The sequence below is a fragment of the Collinsella aerofaciens genome (assembly GCF_015558785.1).
GTDB classification, from domain to species: Bacteria; Actinomycetota; Coriobacteriia; order Coriobacteriales; family Coriobacteriaceae; genus Collinsella; species Collinsella aerofaciens_P.
The window spans coordinates 33,320-59,851 of sequence record NZ_JADMOP010000015.1 but is presented as its reverse complement, the minus strand read 5'-3'; the positions used below and the strand labels follow the sequence as shown (position 1 = coordinate 59,851).

Below are 26,532 nucleotides of genomic sequence, written 5' to 3'. Positions count from 1 at the left end.
GCCTGGGGTCCCTCATATACGGCCCTCCCGTCTCCTGCGCCCCTCCCGGAACTGTCCACATCAGTGTAGCCAATCCATAGTTCAGGTCGCGCGAGTCGCAGGCGACGCGGTAGTAGCCGCCCATGTCCTCGGCGCGCAGGCGCTCCTCGCGGGTCATGAGGGTCTCGAAGAGCTTCTCGCCGTGGCGGGTGCCGATCACCTGGGTGCCAACGCGGCCGAAGACCTCCTGGACGGCCTCGGCGAGGTCGCCGATGGTGGAGGCGGGGGCCTTCTGGATGAACAGGTCGCCGGGGTTGGCGTGCTCGAAGGCGAACTGCACCAGGTCGACCGCCTCGTCCAGGTTCATGAGGAAGCGGGTCATGTTGGGGTCGGTGACCGTGAGCGGCTCGCCCTTGCGGATGCGGTCGATGAACAGCGGGATGACGCTGCCGCGCGAGCACATGACGTTGCCGTAGCGGGTGCAGCAGATGGTGGTGCGGCCGGCGCCGTTGCGGGCGTTGGCGTAGATGATGGACTCCATCATGGCCTTGGACTTGCCCATGGCGTTGATGGGGTATGCGGCCTTGTCGGTTGACAGGCACACGACGCGGTCGACGCCCTCGTCGATGGCGGCGTGCAGGACGTTGTCCGTGCCGATGACGTTGGTACGCACGGCCTCCATGGGGAAGAACTCGCAGGAGGGCACCTGCTTGAGGGCGGCGGCGTGGAAGATGTAGTCCACACCGTGCATGGCGTCGCGCACCGATTGGGCGTTGCGGACGTCGCCGATGAAGAAGCGCACCTTGGAGGCGAGCTCGGGCGACTTCTCCTGCAGGCGGTGGCGCATGTCGTCCTGCTTCTTCTCGTCGCGCGAGAAGATGCGGATCTCGGCAAGGTCGGTGTCCATGAAGTGCTTGAGCACGGTGTTGCCGAACGAGCCGGTGCCGCCCGTGATCATGAGGGTCTTGTCTTTGAATGCGTTGGTGGGTTTCATCTACTTGCCTTCCTTGCGTTTAGCGCCCGTGATCTGGTAAATGAGAAATTTGGTATTAGTAACGAGATATCGTTTGAATAGTCGCTTCGGCTCCTGCATCAGGCGGTATAGCCACTCGAGACTTAGGTTCTGCATCAAAATCGGTGCCTCCGGCACCACGCCGGCGAGGACGTTGAAGGCTCCCCCTACGCCGATCATCAGTGGCTGAGGGCCGCCTTTAAGCTCATGCATGAGGACTTCCTGGCGCGGAGCGCCAAGTGCAATCCATGCAAAGTCGGCTCCAGAATCGGCAATGCGTCGTGAAAGGTCTCGTTTCTCTCCATCGGAAAGTGGACGAAAGACGGAAGGCTCCATGCCAGCAATTTCCAAGCCTGGATACTCTTCCTGAAGCGATTCCTTGAGCGCCTCGAGGTTTTTCTGTTCGTTGCCGTAGAAGTAATGGCTCCATCCGTGCTGAGCGGAAATACTGAAAATCTCGCGCATCAGATCCGGACCAGTCACGCGCCTCATCGACGTGACCGTCTTTCGGCCGACAACCGATAGGGGCTTCCCATCGGGAACGGACATAACGGACTCAGCCTGACAGGACCAGTAGCTGGGATCGTCATGGGCCATGACCGACGTATGGGCGTTAGAGACGCAGATATACTCGCCATGCAGATTGTCGATATTATGAGTAATGAAATCGACGCATTCAGACATATTGGTGCCCGTGATCGGGACATCGATCACGGGCACACGGTTTAATTCGGGATAATGAAGATAGGACTTAAGCACTAAAACGCACCCTTTCCCGTGATTATTTCAATAACGGTGAGGGCGATAATCCTTAAGTCGGTGAGAATGCCACGCCTCGCAATGTACTCAAGATCTCGCTGAACCATACCGTCGAAACCCGTTGAATTCCGGTCGGTCACCTGCCACCAGCCGGTGATGCCGGGCTTGACGGCCAGACGCTGCAGGTCGAATTCTGTGTACTCGGCCACCTCGTTAGGCAGCGGCGGGCGCGGGCCCACGACGGACATCTGCCCCAGGAACACGTTGACGAACTGCGGAAACTCGTCGATGGAATGCTTGCGGATGAACCTGCCGATCTTGGTGACGCGGGGGTCCTCCCTCATCTTGAACATGGCGCCGGCGATCTCGTTCTGCCCCTTGAGCTCGGCGAGGCGCTCGTCGGCGTCCCTGTACATGCTGCGGAACTTCCACATGCGGAAGGTGGACAGGCTGCCGTCGCGGTGGGTCTGGCCCACGCGAATTTGACTGTAGAAGGGGTTGCCCTCGCTCTCCAGGCGGATTGCCGCGGCAAGCACCAGACTGGGTACGGCGATGACGGCCAGCACGCAGCCGCTAAACGCGATGTCGAATGTGCGCTTGACGGCCCGGTAGGCCAGGCGCGAGCGATCCCAGTCCATGATGGATTGCATGGCCTTGTAGCGGCCAGCACCCTCACGTCGGTCCATGGCCTGAGCAATCAGTGCGGCCCCCACGGGCGCATCCGTTGCAAATTGAGTTTTATCCGACACGTTTTCTTCCAAGACTTCGTCCCCGGGTCGGGGATCCTCCCTGTTCTGTGTAGCGATCGCCTGCAACTAGGCGATCGCCTTTTTAAGGTTGCGCATGACGCGCTGCTCGGCCGAAAGCACAGCAAGGCCAACGCGCGTAGTTACGCGTCGACCGCACAGATCGAGCTCCAAATAAGCAGTGCTCTTGCGTCTATTAATGGTTTTGATAAGGCCTTCGTGGCCCAGCAGCGGACCTGCCGTAACTACGACCTGGTCGCCGTCTTTTAGGGCCTCGCTCATGGGCACTACGCGGTCTCCCCTATGCGTAAAGCCGCCAATAAGCTGAACCTCTTCTTTTGCCAGCGGCACAAACTGACCGTCCTGGGAAAGCACCCGGGCAAAGTCGTCCATACGTAGCAGATACTGTTGCACGGTTCGAGGATCTGCCGTATCGCAGATAAGATAACCGGGAAAGAGCGGCTTAGTCGTATTGACCCATTCGCCGTGTACTTTAATTTCGGTTTGAAATTGAGGATAAAAGAGCTCCTGCATGGCGCTCGTAGGCACCATACGCTCGATGCGCTCGCGCATTACATCTTCGCGTCCGCTAATGACCTGGATCACATACCACACGAGCACCACCCCCTTGCTGTCTTACGTGTGGCTCACGGGGTTTGGGTATGGCTTCGCCAGGGCGCTCGTGCGCGAAGGCGCTCCATATTCAAACCCTGAGCCCAGTTAGACAAGCACGTGGCTCTGCCCCACCGTGAACGGTATGTACAAATGCAGTTGCTAGAGACGCGGACGTGTATCGCAAAAAGACCGCATCCCCAGCTGGCTGCGTGCGAACCAGTCAAGCGGGAACAAAACTGGACCGCACGCAAACAGCTGTAGGACTGATGTGGTTTGCCATACCAACTTATTGCACGCGTAATGCGAACTTATAAATAGCCACAAAAACTAATGCAAAATCGAGTATGGCAATCGATATTGGAGCTCGTGGTGTTTCTGGCACCGCCGTTACGGCCGGATGCTGATCGACCCTGCGCTTTGCGACTTGCTGGAGCCGTGAGCGCAGTTGAACTCATGTAACATTAGGTATCCTAGCACAAGCTGGTAGCGAAACTGATTTGGGCTGCGTCGGACAACATATCGTTCATTTGGCGTGCTTAAGGGGGTTGTTTTGGGATGTTGTTCACATTGATGCAGGTTATTGGGGTGCTAGCGGTGATTAAGGGTGATCTTGAAGCACAAATGGAACGGCGAGCTGCACTGGTAATTGCGTTTGTCTAACAAACTATGTACAGAGATGGGAAATAAATTGTGCAACTTTTTGTTGGCGTATGTGGGGTTTGCGGCGCGAGATATTTTGGCATGAAAAAAGGCCTTCGGGATACCGAAGGCCTTTGAATTCACGATGGTGGAGACGAGGGGAATCGAACCCCTGACCTCTTGACTGCCAGTCAAGCGCTCTCCCAGCTGAGCTACGCCCCCGTGACGAGGTAGTACTATAGGGGAAGATCTTCGGGGATGCAAGGGGAATTTTGGATTGATTTACCGCCTTACGCGTTTTCCTTGGACGGTGGATAAAACCCTGATGCGATAGACCTTACTTGTAGAGGTAAGCGATGGCGGTGCCGGTGTGGACTTGGATCGTGGCTGTTGACCTGACAACGTTGCTGATGCCCGTATCAGCCAACAAGCCCAGCGAGGCGTGATCTAACTCCCATTCTAGGCCGTGTTCGCTTACCTCGGTGTTTGGGGCAATAGCGATGATGGAGAACGTTTTGCCTTCGGCGCTTTCGATGGTCCACGTTTCGCCTGCGCGAAGGATGCGGGCGACCACCTTGTCCTCGGCAATCCAGACTGGGGCATGCTCGTAGCCAGCGAGCAGGCCCAGTACGGAAAGCGCCATGTCCGGGCGGCCGCCAGTAGCACAGGTTGCCACAACCTCGGCACCCGGCCAGCGACGGAGGATGGAATCGAGCGCCAGAGCCAGATCGGTATAGTCCTTGTACGGATCGTGGCGCTCAACTTCAAAGTCGGTGGCGGCATCGACTAACGCGCGACCCGCATCACTCACCGTGTCGGCGTCCCCTACATATACATCGCAGCCTAGGCCGGCGCCCAGCAGCGCGTCGAGTCCACGGTCCACGGCGACAACGTGGTCACACTCCCCTGCTAGCCTACGCAACAGATTCGCGCTCGCCACCACGGGCGAGCCGCAGACCACTAACACCTTACAAGCCACAGCTCTCGCCTATCCCTCAAACGTAAGAACGCGGGCCAGATCCAGGTCCTCATAGCTATCGATAAAGATGTCGCAGTTGGCACGCACCTCATCGCGCTCCATACGGCCGTGCGGGTCATAGATACCCACGCGCTTAAAGGCTGCAGTGCCAGAGCTCTTTAGGCCAAAGACGGCGTCCTCAAACACCCAGGCGCGCTCAAACTTGCAGCCGTGGCGCTCCTCAAGGCGGCGCAGCGCCAGCTCATACACATCGGGGAACTGCTTGGAGCGGCCCGCCTCGCCCGTCGTGGTAATAAACTCCATATAGCGATCAAGGCCGGCGCCCGCAAGTGCAGACGTAACCAACTCGGCGGGCGTGGACGTGGCAACGCACATGGCAATACCGGCCTCCTGCGCCTGCTTCAAAAATGCAAGCAGGCCCTCACGCGGCGGCACCTTGGAGTAGCCATCGATCAGGATGTCGCTCAGCTCGTGGTAGAGCTCTTCGCCATTTTCGCCAATACCCCAGATGTCGTGGTAGGCCTGGCACTCGTCCTCGAGCGACAAATGCTCAAACTGGGCAAAATCGTCGACCGTCACGTCAATACCGTGGCGGTGCAATAACTCGGGCTGGGCATAGGCCCAAACGGGGGTGCTATTAACCAGTGTGCCGTCGCAATCGAAAATAAAAGCAACACTTGAGGCGGCGATGTGGTCCATAAACATGCCTTTCGATGTCAAAGGGTAAACAACCTGCTAAAAACGTTTTACCAAACGTCAACCTAACTATCTAGAAAACCTAATTGGTAAAACTGTCAAGAGTTTTACCATCGCAATTCTGCCAGTGGTATAAACATGGCGCTTACCGATTAAACGCCATCGCAAAAACACTTTCGTTCATATAAGTAACGTACAGGTGTTATCGTAGTTTTTGCCGAAAGTTCCACCGAGCACGCGAGGTGGAACGAATCATAGAACTATCGCCGTCCCTTCGATTCGTGCAGCCTTGGACCTTTCGCATCTAGTCACCAAGGCAACACGCTGCCGCGTCATGATGGGATCAAACGTGAGCGATACAAAGCTAAAGCCAGCAACCAAAAAGCCTGCTACCCGTAAAGCCGCCCCGCACGCACCGGAGCTCACCAAAGACGATGTCTATCTGTTTGGCATCGGTACGTGGGAGCGCAGCTGGGAAAAGATGGGCGCGCATCCCGACACGCAGAACCGTACGCGTGGCTGGCGTTTTTGCGTTTGGGCGCCCGACGTAAAGAGTGTTCACGTCATTGGCGAATTTAACGACTGGGATGAGGAAGCCAACCCGCTGGTGCCCGTGCATACGAGCGCTATTTGGGAAGGCTTTATTCCTGGGGCCGAGCAGGGCCAGCTCTATAAATATCTCATCGAGACCAACGAGGGCGAGAAGCTCTACAAGGCCGATCCATACGCCTTTAAGGCCGAGTGCCCTCCGGGTACCGCGAGCGTGCTGTGGACCCTCGATGGCTACAAGTGGAACGACGACGCCTGGCTCAAGCGCCGCGCCGGCCACAACCACATGTCGCAGCCGCTCAACATCTACGAGGTGCATATTGGCTCGTGGAAGCGCCACGGCGACGCGCCGCAGGGCGAGCCGGACGAGTACGGCAACTACCCCGGCCCCATGGACCCCTTCCCCGCGCAGCGCGGCGAGTTTTACACCTACGACGACCTGTCGGTGGAGCTCGTGGACTACGTGCGCGATATGGGCTACACGCATATCGAGGTCATGCCGCTTATGGAGCATCCCTTCGATGGCTCATGGGGCTACCAGACGACCGGCTACTACGCCGCCACGTCGCGCTACGGCAACCCGCAGCAGCTCATGCACTTTATCGATGCGTGCCACGAGGCGGGTATCGGCGTGATCATGGACTGGGTGCCCGGCGGTTTTTGCGCCGACTCCCACGGCCTTGCCACCTTTAACGGTCACATGCTGTTTGAGCACGAGATTCACCCCAACTGGGGCACGCATAAGTTTGACTTCGCCCGCGGCGAGGTCCGCTCCTTCCTGGTCTCCAACGTGCTGTATTGGCTCGAAAACTTCCACGTTGATGGCATTCGCATGGACGGCGTGTCCAGCATGCTGTACCTCAACTTTGGCATCGACGACCCCGGACAAAAGAAGTTCAACAAGTACGGTACCGAGGAGGACCTGGACGCCAGCGCATTTATCCGTCAGGTCAACTGCGCCGTGGAGGCGCACTACCCCGACGTGATGATGATGGCCGAGGAGTCCACCGCGTGGCCGCTCGTGACCTATCCGCCACAGGACGGCGGCCTGGGCTTCCACTACAAGTGGGACATGGGCTGGATGAACGACACCCTGCACTACATGCAGACCGATTTTCCGTGGCGCCCCGGCAACCACGGGCTGCTCACGTTCTCCATCATGTACGCCTTTACCGAGAACTTCATCTGCCCGCTCAGCCATGACGAGGTTGTTCACGGCAAGTGCTCGCTCATCGGCCGCATGCCGGGCGACTGGTGGCGTCAGTTTGCCGGCCTGCGCACGCTGGCTTTCTACCAAATGACGCACCCCGGTGCCAAGCTCAACTTTATGGGCAACGAGATCGGCCAGTTTATTGAGTGGCGCTACTACGAGTCGATCCAATGGTTCCTGACCGAGGAGTACGAGACCCACCGTCATCATCAGGCGTTTATCAAGGCGCTCAACCACCTGTACACCGCTGAGCCCGCCCTGTACGAGCGCGGCTACACCGACGACGGCTTCACCTGGATCGACGCGGATAACTCCAAGCAGTCCATCGTGAGCTTTGTGCGTCAGGGCGAGGACGTCGATGACGACTTGGTGATCCTGATCAACTTTGACCCGGCAAGCTACGAGAGCTTCCGTGTGGGCGTGCCGCGCGAGGGTGACTGGGAGGTCATCTTCGATTCCGACCGTCCCGAGTTCGGCGGCAGCGGCTATGCCGGTGAGGAGCCCTACACCTGCTCGAGCGAGCCCTATCCCTGGAACGGGCAGATGGACTCCATCGAGATCAAGGTGCCCGGCCTGGCTGGCGTGGTGCTTAAGCGCCGCGGTCCCAGCAGCTATAAGCCGCCCGTGGTCGAGGAGCCCAAGAAGGCGATGCGCAAGCGTGCGTCCTCGGTGAAGCCCAAGACCGCAGCTGCCAAGAAGACTCCGGCCAAGGCGAAGGCTGCCAAGCCCGCTGCCAAGGCTTCGGCCAAGTCCACCACGGACAAGAAGGCGGCCCCCAAAAAGGCTGCTCCCAAGGCCAGGGCAGCTGCTGTTAAGGCTCCTGCCAAGAAAGCGTAACAAAGGTGTTACCACTGTAATTACCCGCCCCGCGGGGGCGTAGGATACATGTCATAACCGTTCCGGGAGAAATATCCCCGGGGGAAAGGAACGTATGAATAAGATCTTCGACAACAAGCAGGAGTTTACCGAGCTCTATCGCGATGCCGTCATGAGCATTAGCGGCAAGAGCATCGAGGCCGCCAGCGACCTCGACCGCTTTAACGCCCTGGCCAAGCTCGTGGCCGAGAAGGCACGCACCGTTGCTACCAAGAGTGACGCCCGTGCGGCCGCCGAGGGCAAGAAGCGCGTGTACTACTTCTCGATCGAGTTTTTGATCGGCCGCCTGCTCGACAACTACCTGCTCAACTTTGGCGTGCGCGACATGGTCGCCGAGGCGCTCGACGACATGGGTTTTGACCTGTCCGTCATCGAGAACCAGGAGCCCGATCCGGCACTGGGCAACGGTGGCCTGGGCCGTCTGGCCGCATGCTTCCTGGATTCCATGGCAGCCGAGGGCATTGCCGGCTACGGCAACGGCATGCGCTACCGCTACGGCCTGTTTAAGCAGGAGATTGTCAACGGCAGCCAGGTGGAGGCCACCGACGAGTGGCTCACCCACGGCTATCCCTGGGAGGTCCGTCGTCAGGATAAGGCCGTGACCATTAAGTTTGGTGGCCGCGTCGAGGGCTTTGAGGAGAACGGCCGCACGTTCTACCGCACGGTGGACACGCAGGACATCCTGGCCGTCCCTTATGACATCCCCGTGGTGGGCTATGCCGGCGAGACCGTCAACAAGCTGCGCGTCTGGGCCGCCGAGCCGGTCGAGGAGCACTTCGATCTGGAGGCCTTCAACCGCGGCGACTACGCCCTGGCAGACGCCGAGCGCGCCGAGGCCGAGGCCATCAGCGCCATCCTCTACCCCAACGACGCCGGCGAGCACGGCCGTCTGCTGCGCCTGAAGCAGGAGTACCTGTTTGTGTCGGCCGGCATCTACAGCCTGCTCGACACCTTTGAGAAGGAGCACGGCGAGAACTGGGAGCTGCTGCCGCAGTTTGTGGCCATCCACACCAACGACACGCACCCCGCTATGTGCGGCCCCGAGCTCATGCGTATCCTCATCGACGAGAAGAAGCTCGAGTGGGATGACGCCTGGAACATCGTGACGCAGGTCGTGAGCTACACCAACCACACCATCCTGCCCGAGGCACTGGAGAAGTGGCCCATCGGCACGTTCTCCAAGCTGCTTCCCCGCGTGTACCAGATCATCGACGAGATCAGCCGTCGTTGGCACGAGTCGTTCGACACCACGCAGGAGGGCTGGCAGGAGCGTCTGCGCCAGACCGCCATCCTGTGGGACGGCGAGATTCGCATGGCCAACCTGTCTGTGATCTGCAGCCATAGCGTCAACGGCGTGGCCAAGATCCACTCCGACATCATCAAGAACATCGTGCTCAAGGACTTCTATGCCCTGACGCCCGAAAAGTTCAACAACAAGACCAACGGCATCTCGCACCGTCGCTTCTTTGCCGAGGCCAACCCCACCTACGCCAAGCTCGTGACCGAGGCCATTGGCGACGGCTGGCTGAAGGACGCCTTTGAGCTGGAGAAGCTCAAGGAGTTTAAGGACGACACCGAGTTCCTGAAGGCCGTGGGTGCCTCCAAGCGCGCCAACAAGGAGCGCCTGGCCGCCTACGTTAAGGCCGAGACCGGTCTGGTCATCGACCCCAACACCGTCTTCGATGTCCAGGTCAAGCGCTTCCATGCCTACAAGCGCCAGCTCATGAACATCATGAAGGTGATGGACATCTACAACCGCCGCATCGCCGATCCCAACTTCCACGTAACGCCGACGACCTTCATCTATAGCGGCAAGGCCGCCTCGAGCTACACCTTCGCCAAGGAGACCATCCGCCTGATCAACTCCGTGGCCGACGTCATCAATAACGACGCCCGCGTGAACGAGGTCATGAAGGTTTGCTTTATCCCCAACTTCCGCGTGAGCAACGCTCAGCTCATCTACCCCGCCGCCGAGATCTCGGAGCAGATCTCCACGGCCGGCAAGGAGGCCTCGGGCACGTCCAACATGAAGCTCATGATGAACGGCGCCATTACGCTGGGCACCCTCGACGGCGCCAACATCGAGATCGCCGACCTGGCCGGACGCGAGAACGAGGCCATCTTTGGCTTGACCGCTCCCGAGGTCGAGCAGCTCTGGGCATCCAACAGCTACTTTGCGTGGGATACCCTCAACGGCGACCGCGAGCGTCTGGGCCGCGTGATGGACGAGCTCAAGGACAACACCTTTGCGGGTCTTTCGGGCAACTTCGAGAGCATCTACAACGAGCTCATGAACAACAACGACCCCGACCTGGTCATGGCCGATTTCCGCAGCTACGTCGACGCCTGGGAGGCGCTCACGAACAGCTACGGCAACCAGGAGACCTGGAACCGCAAGGCGCTGCTCAACACCGCCTCCTCCGGCTGGTTCTCGAGCGACCGCACCATTCGCGAGTACCGCGACGAGATCTGGCACGCGTAAAGGCGCACGAGCTCCCTAATGCCAGCACGGCATTACTCGACGGGCGCGACCGAGCGCCGCGCCCGTCGCTAATGGGTTTAAGAACATCGATGACAGAAGGAGAAATCGATGAGTAAGAAAGAATGCATCGCGATGCTCCTCGCAGGAGGACAGGGCAGCCGATTGGGGGCACTCACCCAAAAGATCGCTAAGCCGGCGGTTAGCTTTGGTGGCAAGTTCCGCATTATCGACTTTTCGCTGTCCAACTGCTCCAACTCGGGCATCGACACGGTGGGCGTTCTGACGCAGTACCGTCCCTACCTGCTGCATGCCTATGTGGGCTCCGGCGAGGCCTGGGATCTGGACAGCCGTGACGGCGGCGTGTCGATTCTGCCGCCGTACGAGACGCAGACCGGCGGCGCCTGGTATGCGGGCACGGCCGACGCCATTACGCAGAACCTCGACTATATCAAGGCCAACGACCCCAAGTACGTCCTGATTCTGTCTGGCGACCATCTGTATCGTATGGATTACCGCAAGATGCTCAAGACGCACATTGAGAACAACGCCGACCTCACGGTGAGCGTTATGCCCGTGCCGTGGGAGGAGGCCAGCCGCTTTGGCATCCTGACCACCGACCCCGAGGACGGCCGCATCACCAAGTTCACCGAGAAGCCCGATAAGCCCGATTCGAACCTCGCATCCATGGGCATCTACATCTTCTCGGCCGACGTGCTGATCGAGGCACTCGAGGAGGACGCTCTGGACCAGCGCTCGAGCCACGACTTTGGCAAGGACATCATCCCCAAGCTGCTCGGCGAGGGCAAGCGCCTGTACAGCTACGAGTTCCACGGTTTTTGGAAGGACGTCGGCACCATCGCCAGCTTCCACGAGACCTCGATGGACCTGCTGGGCAACAACCCCGAGTTCGATCTGTTTGACAAGCACTTCCCCATTATGTCCAACATCACCACGCGTCCGCCGCACTACATTGGCCCGGACGGCCGACTGGACGACTGCCTGGTCTCCAACGGCTGCAAGATCTACGGCACCGCTCGCCACTCGATCCTTTCGACCGATGTCATCATTGAGGAGCGCGCCGTGGTCGAGGACTCCGTGCTGCTGCCGGGTGCGCACGTTAAGAGCGGCGCGCACATCTGCCGTGCTATTTTGGGCGAGAACTCCACGGTCGAAGAGGGCGTGAAGCTCGGCTCTGTCGATACCACCAAGGATACGGCCGTCGTTGGAAATGACGTCGTTATCGGGAAGGGGGAATGATCCGATGATCAATCGCAAGGCCATCGGTTATATCACCGCTAACTACTCTTCGACCTACGGCAGCGTTCTGCTCAAGGACCGCCCCATCGCGTCCGTTCCGTTTTTGGGCCGCTACCGCCTGATCGATTTCCCGCTGTCCAACATGATGAATGCCGGCATTAAGACCGTCGGCGTCGTCATGCCGGGCAACTACCGCTCGCTGATCGACCACGTGGGCTCGGGCAAGGACTGGGGCCTGGACCGCAAAAAGGGCGGCCTGTTCATGGTTCCCGGCAACGCGTATGGCACCACCAAGGGCGGCATGCGCCTCCTGCTGCGCGACATCATCTCCAACAAGACGCTGTTCCAGCGCTCGGATAAGCCCTACGTTGTGATGATGGGCACCAACATCATCTTTAACATGGACCTCAACACCATCATCGACGCGCACGAGAACTCCGGTGCCCAGATGACCGTGGTGTACTGCAAGGCCACGCACAACGTCGATGACGAGACCAAACTCGAAATTAACGAGAACGGCCGCCTGACGGGCGTGAGCGCCGGCGTCGTGTACGGCGACAACGCCTCCATGGACTGCTGCATCGTCAACCGCGAGACGCTGCTCGAGATCATCGACCACTACCAGGCCGCCGACTATCTGGACCTGCTCGAGGCACTCCAGGGCGACTTTGGCAACATCGATGTGTGCAGCTACGAGTACAAGGGCGAGGTCGTGGGCGTGTTTAGCGAAAAGTCGCTGTATCGCCGCAGCATGGACCTGCTCGACCAGACCGTGGCCGACCAGCTCTTCGATCCCGAGCGCCCGATCCTGACCAAGGCTCACGACGTGCCGCCTTCGCGCTATGCGCCCGGCAGCCACGCGTGTAACTCGATCATCTCGGCCGGCTGCATCATCAAGGGCACCGTGCGCAACTCGATCCTGTCGCGCGGCGTTGTGGTCGAGGAAGGAGCCTCGGTGACCAACTCGATCATCAACCAGAGCTGCATCATCAAGAGTGGCGCCCGTGTTGAGAATGCCATCCTGGACAAGAACAACGTGGTTCCCACCAACACCGAGCTTCGCGGCACGCCCGAGAATATCCTGGTGCTGGGAAAGGCTCCGTTAACCTCCGATACCACGATCGTGCGTTAACGTTGGCACCGCAACATCGCTCGTAACATGTAGAATAGCCGCCCGGTTCGCGCCTGGCGGCTATTCTCGAATAACAACATGGGAGACAATATGGCTGATTCCAGCAAAAAGATGCAGATCGTGTTTGCCTCGGCCGAGTGCGCACCGTTTGTGAAGACCGGTGGCTTGGGCGACGTGGCGGGCTCGCTGCCTGCGGCGCTTGTGCGCGCCGGCGCCGAAGTCATCGTGATGGTGCCCAAGTATGCCACCATCAAGGACGAGTACAAGGCGCAGATGGAGCACTTCTCCGACTTTTACGTTAGCCTGGGCTGGCGCAATGAGTACTGCGGACTCGAGAAGCTCGAGCACGACGGCGTCACCTATATGTTCATCGACAACGAGCGCTACTTTGCGCGCGACTATCCGTACGGCTTCTTTGACGACGGTGAGCGTTTTGCGTTCTTCTCCAAGGCCATCACCGAGAGCCTGCAGCACCTGCCGGCCGGCTTTGAGTGCGACATCCTGCACTGCAACGACTGGCAGACGGCGCTGGCTCCCGTGTTTTTGCGCGAGTTCTACCAGGGCCTGCCGCTGTATGACCGCGTTAAGACCGTCTTCTCGATTCACAACGTGGCGTTCCAGGGCCAGTTTAGCGATACCGTGATGGAGGACATCCTGGGTGTGGCGCACATTCCGGCGGCCGCTTCGCAGCTGCGTTGCGACGCCTGCAGCATCAACTACATGCTGGGCGCCCTACGTTATGCCGACGCCATCACTACGGTGAGCCCCACCTATGCCAACGAGATCCAGACGCCCGAATTTGGCGAGGGCCTGGACGGTGTGCTGCGCGAGCGCTCCTATGCGCTGCAGGGCATTTTGAACGGCATTGACGTGGCGGGCTTTGACCCGGCGACCGACAAACGCATTGCCGCCAACTACACCGTCGAGGACCGCTCCGGCAAGGCCGTGTGCAAGGCCAAGCTGCAGGAGGAGCTGGGGCTCGAGGTTCGCGACGATCGTCCGCTTATGGTCATGGTCACGCGCCTGACGCGCCAGAAGGGCATGGACCTGGTCATGTACGCGCTCGACCGCATCCTGGCCGGCGGCGTGCAGGTGGCGGTGCTGGGCACCGGCGACCGCGACTACGAGGACGGTCTACGCTACTTCCAGGACAAGTACCCCGGCACCATGGCCGCACGCATCGAGTTCGATCCGGCGCTGTCGCAGCGCATGTATGCTGCCGCCGACATGTTCCTAATGCCTTCGAAGTTTGAGCCCTGCGGCCTGTCGCAGATCATCGCCATGCGCTACGGTACCCTGCCCATCGTGCGCGAGACCGGCGGCCTGAAGGACACCGTGATCCCGTACAACGAGTTTACCGGCGAGGGCACGGGCTTCTCGTTTAGCAACTTTAACGGCGACGAGATGGGCGATGCGGTATTCCGCGCGGCGCGTCTGTTCTGGGATAACCGCGACGCATGGAACCAGCTGGTCACGCAGGCCATGAGCCAGGACTTTAGCTGGACGCGCTCGGCCGATAAGTATCTGGACCTGTACTTCTTTATGCACCCGGAGATTGAGCGCCCGGCGGCTGTTGTCGACGAGCCCGCGGTTGTGGCCGAGGAGAAGCCGGTTGAAGCTGAGCCCGCAAAGGCCGAGCCTGAGATGAAGGCTGAGGTTGCTCCTGAGGCTGAGGCCGAGATCAAGCCCGCAGCAAAGCCCGCGGCTAAGAAGACCACGACCCGCAAGACGACCGCTAAGAAGGTTACGACGACTAAGGCTGCCGCGACTAAAACAACGGCTGCCAAGGCAACGACCACGCGTAAGCGCACGACCGCAGCTGCCAAGAAGGCCGCCGAAGCCGAGGCTGCTCCCGAGGTAAAGGCCGAGGTCTCTGAGGCCAAGCCGGCCGCTAAGGCTCCGACCAAGACTGCTGCAAAGAAGACGACCACGACCGCCAAGAAGGCAACGGCAGCCAAGAAGACCACGGCAAGCAAGTCGACGACCACGAAGGCCGCCACGACCAAGTCAGCCACAATGCCGGCAGCCAAGGTCGAGGAGACGCCTGCAGAGTCCAAGGCGGAGGCAACCGTCGAGACCAAGCCCGCCGCCAAGACCACCACGCGAAAGCGCACGACGACAGCCAAGAAGACCACGGCAAAGACCACGACTCTCAAGGCAGAGACTAAGCCCGCTGCTGCAAAAGACGAGTCCAAGGCCGAGGTAAAGACCAAGCCGGCGCCGAAGGCCGCTGAGGTCAAGGCTGCCCCGAAGGCAGAGGCCAAGCCAGAACCCACCAAGGAGACTCCGGTCTCCCCCGCCGCTCCGGCAGAGAAAAAGGCCCCGTCCAAGAAGACGTCCGTCCGCAAGGCCACGGCCACCCGCAAACGCCGCTAGCCCATAGACGATCCAAAACCTCATCAAACCCTATGCAAGGGGCGCTCCAACTGGGTGCCCCTTCTCTGTAGGTAGTTGGTAAAACGATTTTCTAGGACAACCGTTCGCCGATGGTAAACGGATGTTGTTTATACAGCCTGTGTACAACAGATATACTTACATCCTGTGCGTAAAGCCCATGGCCCGCAGGCCATGATTCTATTGAACTGGACCGTACTATGAGATTGATACACAACAGCCGTCTGCCGCAGTTTCGCACTCCGTTTGGCGCTGTGACCACAGGAACTACCCTTTCACTCTCCGTGATTCTGGAGGATGCCGATCCCGCGCAGGCAACGCTTACCCTGCGTACCTGGGTCGATGAAATCGGTGAGTCTCTGTATCCCATGACGCACGAGGGCGACGGCATATTTACCGTAGAGCTTGAGTGCACCGAGCCCTGTCTTATTTGGTACAGCTTTATCTGCAACATCGAGGGCCAGCCCGAGGTCCGCTTGGGTGCACCGCAGGGTCGCACCGGTGGCGAGGGTGTGACCTACGATTACGCCGAGGTCCCGTCGTTCCAGATTACCGTCTACAAGCATCGCGAGAACCGTCCCACCTGGTACGAGCGGGGCATGGTCTACCAGATCTTCCCCGACCGCTATGCCCGCGACGAAAACTGGCGCGAGCGAACGCTGGCCGAAGTTGAAAAACCGCGCAACGGAATCCAGCGCCGCATGGTCGAGGACTGGAACGAACCGCCCGAGTACGAGCGTGCCGAAGACGGCTCCATCAAGACCTGGGATTTTTACGGCGGCTCGCTCAAGGGTATCCAGAATGACCTGCCTCGCATCGCCGAACTGGGCTTTACAGCCATCTACCTCAACCCCATTTTTGAAGCCGCGAGCAACCACCGCTACGACACCGCCGATTACACCAAGATCGATCCGATTCTGGGCACCGAGCAGGACTTTACTGAGCTGTGCGAGGCGGCCGAGAAGCTGGGCATTTCCATCATTCTGGACGGTGTGTTCAACCACACGGGCGACGATTCGATCTACTTTAACCGCTACGGCAACTATCCCGGTGTCGGCGCGTGGCAGAGCGAGGACTCTCCGTGGCGTGATGCGTTTTATTTCCACGAGGACGGCTCGTACGACTGCTGGTGGGGCGTGGGCAATATGCCCGCCATCAATGAGAGCTCCGAACTGGTACGCGAGCGGATTCTGGGCAAGGACGGTATCATCCGCAAATGGCTGCGCGCCGGTGCCCATGGCTGGCGCCTCGATGTGGCCGACGAGCTTTCCGATGACTTCCTGACCGAGATCAAAAAGGCCGTGCTCGCCGAGAAGCCCGACGCGCTGCTGCTCGGCGAGGTCTGGGAAGATGCCTCCAACAAGATCAGCTACGGCCATCTGCGTCGCTATCTACAAGGCTCCGAGCTCGACTCGGCCATGGATTACCCCTTCCGCGACATGGTCATCGGCTTTTTGATGGGCTACAAAAACGCCTACCAAGCAGCCGAGGATATCGAGACCCTACGCGAGAACTATCCGCGTGAGGCCCTGTCTTGCGCGCTCAATCTGCTGTCGAGCCACGACCGCCCGCGCATTATCTCGGTGCTCGGCGGTGGCCCCGACGAGTCGCAGCTGCCCGAGAGTGAGCGCAGCAAATGGCGCCTGGACGAGAACTCCATGGGCCTGGCCAAGAGCCGCTTTTGGCTGGCGACGCTCATGCAGATGACGTTCCCGGGCGTTCCCTCAATCTATTACGGTGACGAGTACGGCTTGGAGGGACTCACCGATCCGGGTAATCGCCGCACCTTGCCGACCAAGGAAGACCTGCACGACTTCGATACGTTCGCAATCGTCAAGAACGCATCTGCTGTGCGCCGCGCGCTGCCGTTTATGATCGACGGTGAAATCAAGGCCTTTGCGCTCAATGACGAGGTGCTGGCCTACAACCGTACCGGTAAAGACGGCGAGTCCGCGACCGTCATCATTAACCGCAGCCTGCGCAACTCGCATCGTGTGACGATTCCGGCGCTCGACGAATGTGCAAGTGACGTGATCAGCGGTCATGAGTGCGAGATCCACAACGGCACGGTCACGCTCGACCTGTACCCGCTCGGTTCGTCGATCATCTATCACCACGCCGAGCAGCGCCTGCAGGAGCCGCTCGATCACGGTGCGGGTGTTGTATGCCATATCACATCAGTGCCGACCGACGACGGCGAGCCCGGTACGATCGGCGCGCCCACGCGTCGTTTTATCGACCATCTGGCCGCCATGGGCATGCGCTACTGGCAGGTTCTCCCCGTCAATCCCACGGACTTCTTCCGCTCCCCTTACGCCGGTCCTTCGGCCTTTGCAGGCAATATCGACCTGCTGCCCGAAAGCCACGAGGAGCTGGCAGCCGACTTTGAGACCTGGAAGGCCCGCGGAGGCGAGGATGCCGATCCGCTGTACACCGCGTTTAAACATCGCAATGCCGATTGGCTCGAGAAGTACTGCGTCTACATGGCCGTCAAAAAGTACTTTGAGGGCGAGTCTCGCCACAATTGGCCGGCAGATGTCGCTCGCTACAACGAGCATCTAATCGACGACAAGCGCTTCCACAACGAGGCCGAGCTTCAGGCGTACATGCAGTACCGCTTTGACCTCGCTTGGTGTGAGCTCATGAACTATGCGCACAAGAAGGGCATCGAGGTCATCGGCGATATTCCTATGTACGTGTCCGACGATTCGGCAGACGCGTGGAGCGAACCCGAGAACTTCTGGCTGTCCGATACCGGCAAGGCGATTGAGATTTCCGGCGCGCCGCCCGACAACTTTGCGCCCGAGGGCCAGATGTGGGGCAACCCGACGTTCCGCTGGGACCACATGAAGCAGAACGGCTATAGTTGGTGGATGGATCGCCTGCGCCGCGCGTTCTCGCTCTACGACCGCGTGCGTCTGGATCACTTCCTGGGATTCCACAGCTATTACAGCATTCCCGCGGGCAAGGCATGCGCCGACGGCCGCTGGCTGGCGGGCCCGGGCAAGGACCTGTTCCAGACCGCCTATGACGAACTGGGTCCGCTCAACTTTATCGCTGAGGACTTGGGCTATCTGACGCCCGGTGTTCGTGCCATGGCATCGACCTGCGGTTTCCCCGGCATGGACGTGCTGGAGTTTAGCGACTACGACGTTCGTTGCGGTGTGCATCCCACGCCCGGCAAGATTCTGTACACCTCGACGCACGATACGTCGACGCTGGCCGGTTGGTGCACCCGTACCTTTGCGGGCGGCGATGAACCGAGCGGTGTTGAGGTGGCGGCCAAGCTGATGAGCGACGCGCTGGCAAGCGACGCTCCCCTGGTGATGATGCCACTGCAGGATGTCCTGGGGCTTGGCGACGACGCGCGCATGAACGTTCCGGGCGTGGCCACGGGCAACTGGACCTGGCAGGCTGACGAGGCGGACATTGCAGCCGCCGAGAACAAAACCGCACAGCTCCTGCGCAACAACCATAGATTCTGGGGTGAAGCGTGATAAAACCCCCGATATAGGGTACAGTTACAGACGTTTGAATTTATGCGGGCAGAGTAATCTGCCCGCTTTGTGCTGAAAAGGAAGTATTATGGCGCGCTACGATTACAAGTGCTCGAGCTGCGGCAACGTGTTTGAGGTTGAGCATCCCATGTCCGAGACTCCCGAGGTCGTGTGCCCCAGCTGCGGTGCCCCGGCGGCCAAGACGTTCTCGGCCAGCGGCATTAAATTTGAGGGCAGCGGTTTCTACAACACCGATCAACGAAGCGGCGGCTCCAGTACCAACGCCACCAGTGGCTGCTGCGCCAACTGCCCGCATAGCCACTAGGAACCAAGCAGCCCCGCGACCAAAACCGATCGCGGGGCTATTTCTTTGCTCTATGGGTAGTTAATTAAGCTACCCAGGTTTCCTTGTGAGTTGCGGTGAAATAAGGACTGTTTGGCGGGCAGAAGCGGCTTTTCATTCCCTATTTCACCGCAACTTAGTCGTTACTTGTGGACCAGTCTGGCGCAGAAGTGGCCGTCGTAGGAGTCGGCGTTTACCGGCACGCTTTGGAAGAGGCCTCGATCGTTCTGGCGTACGGATACGAGCTTCTTGGCCTGATCGAACTCGGGGAGTTGCAGAATCTGTGCCTCGGAAAGCGGTGCCACGCTAAAGCCGGCACCCTCGGGAGAAGCAAGGAACGCGTCCACCACCTGCGTGTTCTCCTCGTCGAAGACGGAGCACGTCGCATAGATGAGCTCGCCGCCGGCAGCCACGCGCGCGGCGGCTTCCTTGAGCATCGACAGCTGCAGTTTGGGCAGCTCAACCGTCACATCCTTTTCGGTCAGACGCCACGGAATCTCGGGATGACGACGCATGGTTCCGGTGCCCGAGCACGGCGCATCGATAAAGACCGTGTCGAATTTAACCGGCTCGCCAAGCATGGCATCAAACGATGTGAGCACCTCATCAAGCTCGCAGGCATCGCCCGAAACCGTACGAACGCCCTGAATACCCGCCTTGTGAAGGCGCGCGAGATTTAGGTCGCACTTACGGTCATGAAGATCAAGTGCCGTATGCAGACGCTCATAGCCGGCGCGCTTGGCCTGGCACATCATCACATAGGTCTTGGTACCGCGACCGGCGCCAATCTCAAGGCAGCTTCCAAGGCGCGTGGCAGCTGTGGCGATGAGCTGAGCGTTAAGGTCCGAGGCCACCGCGGCAGCACGCTCAAACACACCCGAAGCAACGGTAACCTGGGCATCAACCGGAGCATGGCAGCCCGGGAAGACAGGCGCGACGAGCTGCGAGATATACGGATCGGGCTTAGTCGCAAAGGCGTTCTCATGCAGGGCCAGCGGCGCGGGGGCCAGATTGCCGGCAAAGTTAAGCGCACCCTCGGGCGTGTCAAACGACGCCATAATACGAGCGCACAGCCAACGCGGCAGACCCATCAGGCGCGACAGACGAACCAAGCGTCGCTCAGACTCGTCTACATCGGACGCCGTGGCAAAGTCCTCAACGTTGTCCGCGACCTTATGCAGCACGGCATTGGCCAAACCGGCGGCAGACTTAGCTCCGCTGCGCACCAGCTCAACGCCCTGACTCACCGCAACGCGGCCAGGCGTATGCAGATAGAGCATCTCGAAGGCTGAGATACGAAGTGCCATGCGAACACGCGGCGCAACCTTTTTAGGCTTATCGAGAAACTGATCGAGCAGCTCGTCCAAAATACCCTGCGTAGCGGCCACACCCAGCGCCAAGCGGGCGGCAAAAGCGGAATCGCGCTGGTCAATAGCCTTGGCCGATGCGCGAGTGGACAGCACGTCACGCGCATACATGCCGCGGCGATCGGCCTCCATTAGCACATCGAGCGCAAGTTTGCGCGCGGGAGACAGCTTGCTCATGACAAAACACCCCAGATAAGATCGGCGCCTTGCAGCCCAGCAGCCCAAGCAGAAGCGGCCATGGCACGCTTGCCATCGGGCTTAACCTCGAGCAACTCAACCGGGCCATCGGAAAGACCAAGGTAGACGCGCTTGGCTTGAACGGCAACAGCGCCTTCGCCAAGCGACACATCAGCCGGCTCAGCATCGAGCACGCGAACCGACTTGCCGGCAATCACACAACGAGCGGGAGCGGTGTCGGACGAGGCAAGCACATGACGCACACAATCAAGTGCCGCCATCTGAGGGTCAAGACGCATCTCCTGCTTAGAAATCTTGGCAGCATGGGTAACAAGCGACTCATCCTGTTCAATCCACACGGCGGTGCCATCGGCAAGCGAAGGAAGCGTATCGGCAAGCAGTTTGCCGCCAAGCTCACCAAGCTCCATGGTCAGCGCCTCAGCATGCTTACCGGCAACCGAGGTCGAGGCCTGCGCACAATAAGCGCCGGTATCCACGCCATGCCCAATACGCATAATGGAAACGCCGGCAACCTCATCACCAGCGAGAATCGCACGCTGAATGGGAGCAGCCCCACGCCAACGAGGCAGCAAGGACGCATGAACATTCACAATACCAAGCGGCGCCATATGCAGCACGTCATCCGGCAAAATGCAACCATAGGCAGCCACGCAGAAAATGTCAGCCTGGGCAGCCTTAAGCGCCTCAACGACCTCAGGCGTCATACGATTAGCCTCAACAACCGGCAACCCCAGCTCAAGCGCCTTAGCCTTAACAGGAGACGGCTCCAGCTTCTTACCACGCCCGCGAACAGCATCAGGACGAGTAACAACAAGCGCAATCTCGTTACCAGCCTCAACAAGCGAAACCAGCGAAGGCACAGCAAAATCAGGCGTACCCATAAACACAATACGCATAAAGAACGTCTCCCCTCAACCAAAGCCGAGACGGCTACAAATAGCGGCGGAAAGCCAAGTCACCAGCCCATCCGCAATAACATTTCAACAAAAACAAATAAACCCAAAACCAAAGAAAGAGCCGCATAAAAGCAGCCCTCCCAACAAAGCACCTATCAGCGAAGACGCCCCTCCCTGGCCCGACGGCACCCGGGCGAAACGAAGAGCGACAACGTAGTCCCTGGGATGGGGCCCACACATATCGTCCCGCGCGCAGTTTCGCAGCGCAGCGAGAATGTTTGAGCACGGGATGATATGTGTGGGCCCCATCCCAGGGACGGACAATTAACCTATTCGGTCTCGCCCGGTCGAGCGCCGCGGGTCAGGGCGTCCTGGTACTCCTTGACTGCCTTGAGCCTCTGCATGGGCTTCAGTCGCTCGAACATGGTATTGCCGTGCAGGTGATCGATCTCGTGCTGCAAGCACACGCAGAACAGATCACCCGTGGCCTCATAGCGAATAAGGTTGGCATCCAAGTCATACGCCTCGACGACGACATGGTCGGGACGCTCAATCTCGCAGCTAATGCCAGGGATGGAAAGGCAGCCCTCGCTAAAGGGCACCAGATGGTCACTCTGCTCAACAATGACGGGATTAATAAGCACGTACGGATCATAGTCATTCTTGTCGCTGTAGTCGCAGTCGATGGTGACGAGCTGAATAAGCTCGCCAATCTGCGGGGCAGCCAGGCCGCAGCCGCCGTTCTCGAACATCATCTTCTTCATCTTCTCGGCAAGCGCCTCGATCGCCGGGGTGATCTCCTCGATGACGGCGCACTCCTGGCGCAGACGAGGGTCGGGCGACAGTACGATTCCGTTGGCTTCCATGGCCATCCTTTCGGGTTGTTACATCAAATCATAGGCGTCGACGTCAACGCTCACGCTCACGCCACGCACGGAGCCCACCTCTTTGAGGCAGGCGTCGATATCGTCAGAGACATGGTACCCCACGGGCGACTTCACAAGCAGATGGAAGCGGTAACGGTCCTTGGCTCTCTCGATTACACACGAAGCCGGGCCAAGCACCTGCGGCACGGCACTCCCCGCCCGCAAAAAGTCGGGCGCGGCGGCATGCCAGCGGCGCTTAAGAAGCTTTGCAATGCGCCCGATGTAGTCTTGCGCGTCGTCTCGGTTCGCCGACCACACCAAGATGTTGACCAGGCGAACAAACGGCGGGTATAGCGCGTCGCGGCGCTGTTCCAGGTCGTAGTCGGTAAAGATCGAACGGTCGTGCTCAGCGACGGCGCGAATGACCGGATCCTCGGGCAGGTAGGTCTGGATGATAACTTCGCCGGGGCGATCGCCGCGGCCGGCGCGGCCCGCAACCTGCTCCAGCAGGTCGTAGGCGCGCTCTCCTGCGCGGAAGTCCGGCAGCTTGAGGGCGAAATCGGCGTTGACCACGCCCACGAGCGTGACCTCGGGAAAGTCGAGGCCCTTGGCGATCATCTGGGTGCCCAGCAGCACCGCACAATCGGCGGCATCGAACTGCTCGAGCAGCTTTTTGTGCGCATCCTTGCCGCGCGTGGAATCGGCATCCATGCGAATAATGGCGACGTCCTCGGGAAGCATCTGGTGCAGCGCGTCCTCGACCTGTTGAGTGCCCAGACCCATTTTTGCCAGGTAGCGACTGCCACATTTGGGGCAACGGCTCGTGGGCGCGGGATACGGCTGCACGCGCCAAGACGAACCGCAGGTGTGGCACTGCAGAGTGTGTGTGCGCTCGTGATACGTAAGCGCGGTGGAGCAGTGGTTGCAAGTGGGGACGCAGCCGCACTCGCGGCACATAAGGAACGGCGCAAAGCCACGGCGGTTATGCAGCAGCACGGCCTTCTCGCGGCGCTCGACCACGCGTTCCAAGCCTTCCATCAGCGGTTTTGAGAACATGGAGCGGCTGCCGTGAGAAAACTCACGGCGCAGGTCTGCGATTCGAACCGTAGGCAGCACAGCGTGTCCCGGGCGCTCGGGCATCTCGACGCGCGTCCAGGTGGCACCGTTATACGTGCCACGGCGGCAGCGGTCGAGGGCCTCGGCCGAGGGCGTGGCGGAGCCCAACACGAGTGGGCAACGATAACGCCGCGCCATCTCGGCCGCCACCTCGCGCGCGTGGTAGCGCGGGCTGGAGCCCTGCTTGTAGCTGGTCTCGTGCTCCTCGTCGATGATGATGAGGCCCAAGTCGCTGAGCGGGCAAAAGAGCGCCGAGCGGGCGCCGACGACCACGCGGGCCGCACCGCTGGCGACCATATCCCACTGGTCCAGGCGCTCACCGGCCGAGAGGCGCGAATGAAACACGGCGACCGTCTCGCCAAAACGCGAGCGGAAGCGGCCGACGGTCTGGGCCGTCAGCGAGATCTCGGGCACGAGCACGCAGGCCGAACGGCCGGCCGCCAGCACGCGCTCAATCGCCGAAAGGTAAACCTCGGTTTTGCCGGAGCCGGTGACGCCGTCGACCAGCACCACGTCTCCATGAGCGTCCAGACGGGCGCGCTCAATCTGCGCGAGTGCCTGCTGCTGGCCGTTGGTAAGTGCGACCGGCGTCTTGCCGCTTGCCGAGGACAGCGTGGTCTGCTCGCTGCAGCCACGCCACGCACGGCGCTCCTCCACCACGACGACGCCGCGTTTTTCGAGCGCCTTAATGGTCGCCGACATGCTGTTGTAAAGCAGGTTGAGGTCGCGCGTCGTGACCGGGCCGCACTGGAGCGCCTCGATGAGCTGACGCTGGCGGACCGCGGTCTTGGGCGGCGTATAGTCGAAGCCCTCGGGCGTAAGCATGACCCAGCGGTTTTGGATAGGCTTGACGGCGGGGCGCTCGACAGTCCACACGCCGTCGTCGCCCTTGACCACGCGCGGGCTTCCGCCCGGTGGCAAGAACAGGCGCAGGCACTCGGAAAGCGTCGCGACATACTCGTAACTCATCCAGCGTGCGATACGGGCAGCCTCTGCGGTAAAGAGCGGTTTGCTGAGGATAGCCTCGATGGCTTTAATGCGCGCGGGGTCGAGGGCGTCGTTACCTTGCAGGTCGGCCAGCTCGGGCGCGATGTTGACGATGTAGCCCGCGGCCGCACGGTTGCCAAAATGAACTAGGACGGTGGAGCCGATCTGGACATCGTTGGCGAGTGACTGCGGAACGCCATAAGCAAACGGCTCGGACAGCGCATGCGTCGGGATGTCGAGGACCACGCTCGCATAGGCGGCGATGGGCTCAGGTGCAGGCTTAGGCTGAGCCGAGGCAGCGGCAGGCGCTGGCTTCGCCGGAACCTCCTCCGGTTCCGGCGAACCAAACAGCGACAGTTGCTCGGCCACGGATCCAGCACCTCCTATCCCATTCGTCTACAGAAACAAGAGCCCCGCTCGAGGTGAACGGGGCTCGGATACATACGTTTGCGCAGCGATTACAGCGCCATCGTGCGGGCGCGGTCGATGCGCGCCAGGCAGTCGTCGCGGCCGACGAGCGCCATGGTCTCGCCCAGCGGAGGGCTCACCATGTTGCCGCAAACGGCGACGCGCACGGCCTGGAACACCACGCGCTTCTTGAGGTCCATCTGCTCGGGCAGCGGCTCAAGCGCGGCGTCGATGTTCGCGGCGGTCCACTCGGTAACACCCTCGAGCGCGGCCTTGGCGGCGTCCAGAATGGCACCCATGCCCTCCTTGGCCAGGCCCTTGTTGACGGATTTCTCGTCATACTCGAGCGTCTCGGCCGTGGCAAAGATGGGAGCGGCGACGGTCACGGCGTCGGACGGCATCTTGGTGCGCGGCTTAACGATGGCGGCAAGCGCGTCGATCCAGTCCTCGCCGTACTCGACATTACCCTCGATGAGGCCTGCCTCGTGCAACTCGGGGACCATGATCTCGTCGGCAAACTGAGCATCGGACATGCCGTTGATGTACTCGGCATTGACCCAATCGAGCTTCTTGGGGTCGAAGGTCGCGGGGTTCTTGGAGATGCGGTCGAGCGAGAACTTGCTGGCCAGGACATCGCGCGGGATGATCGTGGTCTCGCCGTCGAGCGACCAGCCGAGCAGAGCCAGGTAGTTGACGAAGGCGTCGGACAGGTAACCGGCGTCGCGGTACTCCTCCACCGAGGTGGCGCCGTGGCGCTTGGAGAGCTTCTTGCCGTCGGCGCCCAGGATCATGGAGATGTGGGCGAACGTGGGCACGGGCGCGCCGAGAGCCTCGTAGACCATGACCTGACGCGGGGTGTTGGACAAGTGGTCGTCGCCGCGGATGACGTGGGTGATCTTCATCATGGCGTCGTCGACGACGGTCGCGAAGTTGTACGTGGGCGTGCCGTCGGAACGGAAGATGACAAAGTCGTCGAGCTCCTTGGCATCAAAGGTCACCTCGCCGTGGACGGCATCGTGGATGACGACGTCTCCGCGGTCCTCGGGCACCTTGATGCGCAGGACATAGGACTCGCCGGCCTCAATGCGACGGCGGGCCTCCTCGGGATCAAGATCGCGGCAACGGCGCTGATAACCCTGGAAGGGGTCCTTGCGCTCCTGCGCGGCCTTGCGGTCGGCGTCGAGCTGCTCCTTGGTGCAGAAGCAGGGATAGGCCTTGCCCTCGTCCCAAAGCTTCTGGGCGGCCTGCTTGTACAGGTCCAAGCGCTCGGTCTGGGCATAGGGGCCAAAATCGCCGCCAACCTCGGGACCCTCGTCCCAGTCCAGGCCCAGCCAACGCATGGCGCGCAGGATGATCTGCGTGTTCTCGTCGGTGGAGCGGGTGGGGTCAGTGTCGTCAATGCGCAGGATGAACGTGCCGCCGTTAGCACGGGCGAAAGCCCAGTTATAGATAGCGGTGCGGGCGCCGCCGATGTGCAGCTTGCCCGTCGGTGAGGGTGCAAAGCGGACGCGAACGTCTGATGCCATGGA

The 26,532-nt window shown here is 60.4% G+C and carries 18 protein-coding genes and 1 tRNA gene; 7 read left to right on the top strand and 12 right to left on the bottom strand.

Going from position 1 to position 26,532, the window contains the following annotated elements:
- The 7 genes from I2G40_RS07745 to I2G40_RS07715 all read right to left on the bottom strand — a co-directional run.
- Positions 1-973: UDP-N-acetylglucosamine 4,6-dehydratase family protein (locus tag I2G40_RS07745; RefSeq protein ID WP_229090711.1), on the bottom strand; the 973-nt coding region annotated here is incomplete at its 3' end.
- Positions 974-1,750 (bottom strand): WecB/TagA/CpsF family glycosyltransferase, encoded by a 777-nt coding sequence (locus I2G40_RS07740; protein WP_324252590.1) that lies wholly within the window; start codon positions 1,748-1,750, stop codon positions 974-976.
- Complete coding sequence (locus I2G40_RS07735; RefSeq protein ID WP_324252589.1) at positions 1,750-2,499, bottom strand: sugar transferase; 750 nt, start codon at positions 2,497-2,499, stop codon at positions 1,750-1,752. Before I2G40_RS07735 ends, I2G40_RS07740 begins: the two co-directional genes overlap by 1 nt.
- A gap of 66 nt (positions 2,500-2,565) precedes the next feature.
- The gene (loaP, locus tag I2G40_RS07730; RefSeq protein ID WP_324252588.1) at positions 2,566-3,117 is read right to left on the bottom strand and encodes an antiterminator LoaP; all 552 of its coding nucleotides are present in this window, start codon (positions 3,115-3,117) and stop codon (positions 2,566-2,568) included.
- A 779-nt stretch (positions 3,118-3,896) separates the two neighbouring features.
- Positions 3,897-3,972, bottom strand: a tRNA-Ala gene (locus tag I2G40_RS07725).
- A 115-nt stretch (positions 3,973-4,087) separates the two neighbouring features.
- Positions 4,088-4,729 carry a thiamine diphosphokinase gene (locus I2G40_RS07720; protein ID WP_195544713.1) on the bottom strand — a complete coding sequence of 214 codons (642 nt, stop codon included), beginning with the start codon at positions 4,727-4,729 and terminating at the stop codon, positions 4,088-4,090.
- A 9-nt stretch (positions 4,730-4,738) separates the two neighbouring features.
- Positions 4,739-5,428, bottom strand: coding sequence for an HAD family hydrolase (locus tag I2G40_RS07715; protein ID WP_195544712.1), 690 nt, complete (start codon positions 5,426-5,428; stop codon positions 4,739-4,741).
- Positions 5,429-5,759: 331 nt separating this feature from the next.
- On the opposite strand from I2G40_RS07715, the gene glgB reads away from it, so the two are divergent.
- The 7 genes from glgB (at position 5,760) to I2G40_RS07680 (ending at position 19,147) form a co-directional block, all read left to right on the top strand.
- Positions 5,760-8,021 carry a 1,4-alpha-glucan branching protein GlgB gene (gene glgB / locus I2G40_RS07710; protein ID WP_195544711.1) on the top strand — a complete coding sequence of 754 codons (2,262 nt, stop codon included), beginning with the start codon at positions 5,760-5,762 and terminating at the stop codon, positions 8,019-8,021.
- Between the two features lie 94 nt (positions 8,022-8,115).
- Complete coding sequence (locus I2G40_RS07705) at positions 8,116-10,542, top strand: glycogen/starch/alpha-glucan phosphorylase (protein ID WP_195544710.1); 2,427 nt, start codon at positions 8,116-8,118, stop codon at positions 10,540-10,542.
- Positions 10,543-10,650: 108 nt separating this feature from the next.
- Positions 10,651-11,799 carry a glucose-1-phosphate adenylyltransferase gene (locus I2G40_RS07700; protein WP_006233920.1) on the top strand — a complete coding sequence of 383 codons (1,149 nt, stop codon included), beginning with the start codon at positions 10,651-10,653 and terminating at the stop codon, positions 11,797-11,799.
- A gap of 4 nt (positions 11,800-11,803) precedes the next feature.
- On the top strand, positions 11,804-12,931 hold the full coding sequence (gene glgD / locus I2G40_RS07695) for a glucose-1-phosphate adenylyltransferase subunit GlgD (protein WP_195544709.1): 1,128 nt from the start codon (positions 11,804-11,806) through the stop codon (positions 12,929-12,931).
- A 90-nt stretch (positions 12,932-13,021) separates the two neighbouring features.
- The gene (glgA, locus tag I2G40_RS07690) at positions 13,022-15,307 is read left to right on the top strand and encodes a glycogen synthase GlgA (protein ID WP_195544708.1); all 2,286 of its coding nucleotides are present in this window, start codon (positions 13,022-13,024) and stop codon (positions 15,305-15,307) included.
- Between the two features lie 218 nt (positions 15,308-15,525).
- Positions 15,526-18,822 carry a 4-alpha-glucanotransferase gene (locus I2G40_RS07685; RefSeq protein ID WP_195544707.1) on the top strand — a complete coding sequence of 1,099 codons (3,297 nt, stop codon included), beginning with the start codon at positions 15,526-15,528 and terminating at the stop codon, positions 18,820-18,822.
- 88 nt (positions 18,823-18,910) lie between these two features.
- Positions 18,911-19,147: an FmdB family zinc ribbon protein gene (locus I2G40_RS07680; RefSeq protein WP_006233925.1), complete on the top strand. Its 237-nt coding sequence runs from the start codon at positions 18,911-18,913 to the stop codon at positions 19,145-19,147.
- Positions 19,148-19,308: 161 nt separating this feature from the next.
- On the opposite strand, the gene I2G40_RS07675 is transcribed toward I2G40_RS07680, so the two are convergent.
- The 5 genes from I2G40_RS07675 to gltX form a co-directional block, all read right to left on the bottom strand.
- The gene (locus I2G40_RS07675; RefSeq protein WP_195544706.1) at positions 19,309-20,709 is read right to left on the bottom strand and encodes an RsmB/NOP family class I SAM-dependent RNA methyltransferase; all 1,401 of its coding nucleotides are present in this window, start codon (positions 20,707-20,709) and stop codon (positions 19,309-19,311) included.
- Positions 20,706-21,626, bottom strand: a complete 921-nt coding sequence (gene fmt, locus I2G40_RS07670) for a methionyl-tRNA formyltransferase (protein ID WP_195544705.1) — start codon at positions 21,624-21,626, stop codon at positions 20,706-20,708. The genes I2G40_RS07675 and fmt overlap by 4 nt, the downstream gene beginning before the upstream one ends.
- Positions 21,627-21,955: 329 nt before the next feature.
- Positions 21,956-22,492, bottom strand: a complete 537-nt coding sequence (gene def, locus I2G40_RS07665; RefSeq protein ID WP_195544704.1) for a peptide deformylase — start codon at positions 22,490-22,492, stop codon at positions 21,956-21,958.
- A gap of 18 nt (positions 22,493-22,510) precedes the next feature.
- Entirely contained in the window at positions 22,511-24,964 is a 2,454-nt protein-coding gene (gene priA, locus I2G40_RS07660; protein ID WP_324252587.1) for a replication restart helicase PriA, read from the bottom strand.
- Positions 24,965-25,053: 89 nt separating this feature from the next.
- Positions 25,054-26,529: a glutamate--tRNA ligase gene (gene gltX, locus I2G40_RS07655; RefSeq protein WP_195544703.1), complete on the bottom strand. Its 1,476-nt coding sequence runs from the start codon at positions 26,527-26,529 to the stop codon at positions 25,054-25,056.
- Between the last annotated feature and the right edge of the window lie 3 nt (positions 26,530-26,532).